3 protein-coding genes and 1 pseudogene are annotated in these 2,598 nt (G+C 65.7%); all 4 read right to left on the bottom strand.

The genetic code is table 11. The features are described from left to right. Positions 1-213 precede the first annotated feature (213 nt). A complete protein-coding gene (locus tag VXC91_RS44465) occupies positions 214-522 on the bottom strand; it encodes a DUF6510 family protein (protein ID WP_329513026.1) in 309 nt (102 codons plus the stop codon). A gap of 1 nt (position 523) precedes the next feature. Next, entirely contained in the window at positions 524-1,279 is a 756-nt protein-coding gene (locus VXC91_RS44460; protein WP_329513025.1) for a ferredoxin reductase, read from the bottom strand. Further along, positions 1,249-1,848: a molybdopterin-dependent oxidoreductase gene (locus VXC91_RS44455; RefSeq protein WP_329513024.1), complete on the bottom strand. Its 600-nt coding sequence runs from the start codon at positions 1,846-1,848 to the stop codon at positions 1,249-1,251. Before VXC91_RS44455 ends, VXC91_RS44460 begins: the two co-directional genes overlap by 31 nt. 546 nt (positions 1,849-2,394) lie before the next feature. Beyond that, positions 2,395-2,598: pseudogene (locus tag VXC91_RS44450) on the bottom strand (hypothetical protein); the annotation flags it as partial.

Below are 2,598 nucleotides of genomic sequence, written 5' to 3'. Positions count from 1 at the left end.
GCATCAGCAATGTCTAACGCTTCAACCACACCCTGCTCGACGAATGCGCCTACACCCGGCCATACGGCAGCAACGACAAACGCTTCACAGCATGGGTGGCTTCCTCTACCGCTACAACTACCATCACTCCACACAGCACTCGGAGGCCAGCCATCCATCAGCTGCGGCAACAGCCCCGCGGCGCAATACAGCTAGCGCGGGGCTGCCCGGAACTCAGGTCTCTCTCACTGGAATTGCCAGCGAGGCCACGCCGCCCATGTCGAGCCATACCGCGTCCCTCGTGCGCGTCGTACGCAGCATGACGCTCCCGCACTGCTGGCAGCGTGCGACAAGGCCCGGTGCGTGCCTGTACACGTGGAGGCGAGCAAGCGGGCCTGTGCAGCCGCAGTTGGCGCATCGGCTCGTCGCGGCGGTCACATCAACTGCGAAGACTTCCGACAGGGGCCCTGCAAGCGCGTTTCCGTCGACATACCCGGCCTGGATATCGTCCACATCTGGGCGTCTGGCCTCTACGGGCGCCATCTTAACCTCCACTGTCGCCGAAGCGCTCGGTACGTACTCGCGCAGGTGCATGTCCCAGGAGCACCAGGTAGGCAGCGGTCTTCTCAACGAACGCCGTGGGCCCGCAGACATAGCAGGTTGGTTCGAAGTCGGGGGGCCAGCCGCCACTGACCAAATCCTGGGGGGTGATGCGCCCCGGCGGGCGCGGTGAGTCTGCAGGGGCCTCTCTGCTGTAGAGGTACGTCGTATCCAGACCTGGCGCACCCTGGCGGAGCTCCGAGCGGTACAGCAGGTCCGATGGGCTCCGCGCTGCGTACAGCAACCGGAACGGGGCACGGCTGCCGGCCGCCTCTCGCGCGCGGACCATGCACATCAGAGGCACGAGTCCCGATCCGCCCGCCACCAGCAGAACCGGCTCCGTTTGCTGTTGCCTCCAGACGAACCAGCCGCCCACAGGCCCGCGCAGCTCCAACTGGTCCCCGACCACTAGCTCGTCCACGAGGTACGGTGATACTTCCCCGCCGGGCGTGCACTGGACCGTCAGGTCGAGGCTCCGGCCGTTGGGGGCCGAGGCGATCGAGTAGCTGCGCTGGGTGCTGTAGCCGTCTTCTGCGGTCAGCCTGACGTCCACGTGCTGGCCGGCCAGGTGCCCGGGCCAGTCCGGCAGGTCCAGTGTCAGGGTGACGGCCGTCGCCGACTCCACGCGCCGACCCGTGACCTCGGCGGTCCGCCACCGGAGCCGGTCGCCTAGTCTCCCTGGTACCGCTGTTCTTTCCATGGGTCTCCGTAGTTGTGGTAACCGGCGGTCTCCCAGAAGCCGGGCAGGTCGCTCTCCCGCAGCTCGATCTTGTGGACCCACTTCGCGGACTTCCACAGGTACAGGTGCGGGACCAGCAGGCGAGCGGGGCCACCGTGTTCCGGCGCCAGGTCGCTGCCCCCGTAGCCGTAGACAATCCACGCTTTGCCGTCGACCAGGTCGGCGAGGGGGATGTTCGTGGTGTAACCCCCGTACGAGGTGACGAGGACGTGTTTTGCGGCCGTCTCCACGTCCGCGAGCAGAACGTCCAGGGACACGCCTTGCCACTCGGTGCCGAACTTCGACCACTTCGTTACACAGTGCAGGTCGACGGTCGGGGACTCCGTCGGGAGTGCCATCAGGCCTGCCCAGTCCCACACATGCTGCTTCCCGGCTTCCGTGGTTACGGACAGCTTCCAGTCGTCTTGCCGGATGCGTGGAGTGGGCCCGGCGGACAGCACCGGGAAGCCGGTCGTCTCGTACTGCCCGGGCGGCAGCTTTGTGCCCGCCGGCGGCCTTCGGCCGTGGAACCCACGCGAGATGAACGTCATGCTCGCCGTCCTTTTTCGTCCAGTGCGGCCCTTGCGGGCCCCTTCGGAGGTGAGCGCCTTGGGGGGGCGACTTCTTACCTAGGCCGCCCCGGGAAGGTGAACTCCTTGCGGAGGAGCCTCTCTTGTCGGTCCTGGGGGCGGCTGCCGGGGCCTAGGATGTGTGTGGTCGCGATGTGGGCGCCCGGTTAGCTTTGTGCGGTCCGACGTGGTCGTCGCCGCATCAGTCTGCGCTACTGAGGTGTGCGCTGGCTATCAGCTGGGCTCGCAGTTTCTTGCGGGCATCAAACATGGTTTTGCAGAGCGTGTTCCGGTTCGTCTCCAGCTCGCTGGCGGGCGTCTCCAGGGGCCCCGTTGATGACGGCGGTTAAGACCTGCCGCTGGTGGGCGCTCAGTGCCGTCTCGGCTGCGTCGCGTACGGCCCCGACCAGCTCTCGCGCCTGCCAGTGACTGGCGGGGTCAGTGCCAGAACGGTCGGGAACTTGCGCCCTTCGTCCAAGTCGAATCGGGCGTTTGAAACGCGCCAAAAATCCCAGCTTACTGGACACTTCAATTATGACAAATCGGAATGCCTATGTAGTGAACCTGGCATCGTCGAAATTCCTGGATTTTGTGCGTGATCCTCATCAGTGCGTCGGCGGCTGCCTGGTGGGCGACGTCGTTCAGCTCGGGTCCGGCCATTCGATAACGAGCGCTCCGGCGGAACACCTCATCCATGGCTATCCGCACCAGCAGTTCATGCAGCCGCGTGCG

This window comes from Streptomyces chiangmaiensis, assembly GCF_036281785.1.
GTDB classification, from domain to species: domain Bacteria; phylum Actinomycetota; class Actinomycetes; order Streptomycetales; family Streptomycetaceae; genus Streptomyces; species Streptomyces chiangmaiensis.
Note: the sequence above shows the minus strand (reverse complement) of the source record. Positions and strands in the feature narration are given on the sequence as shown.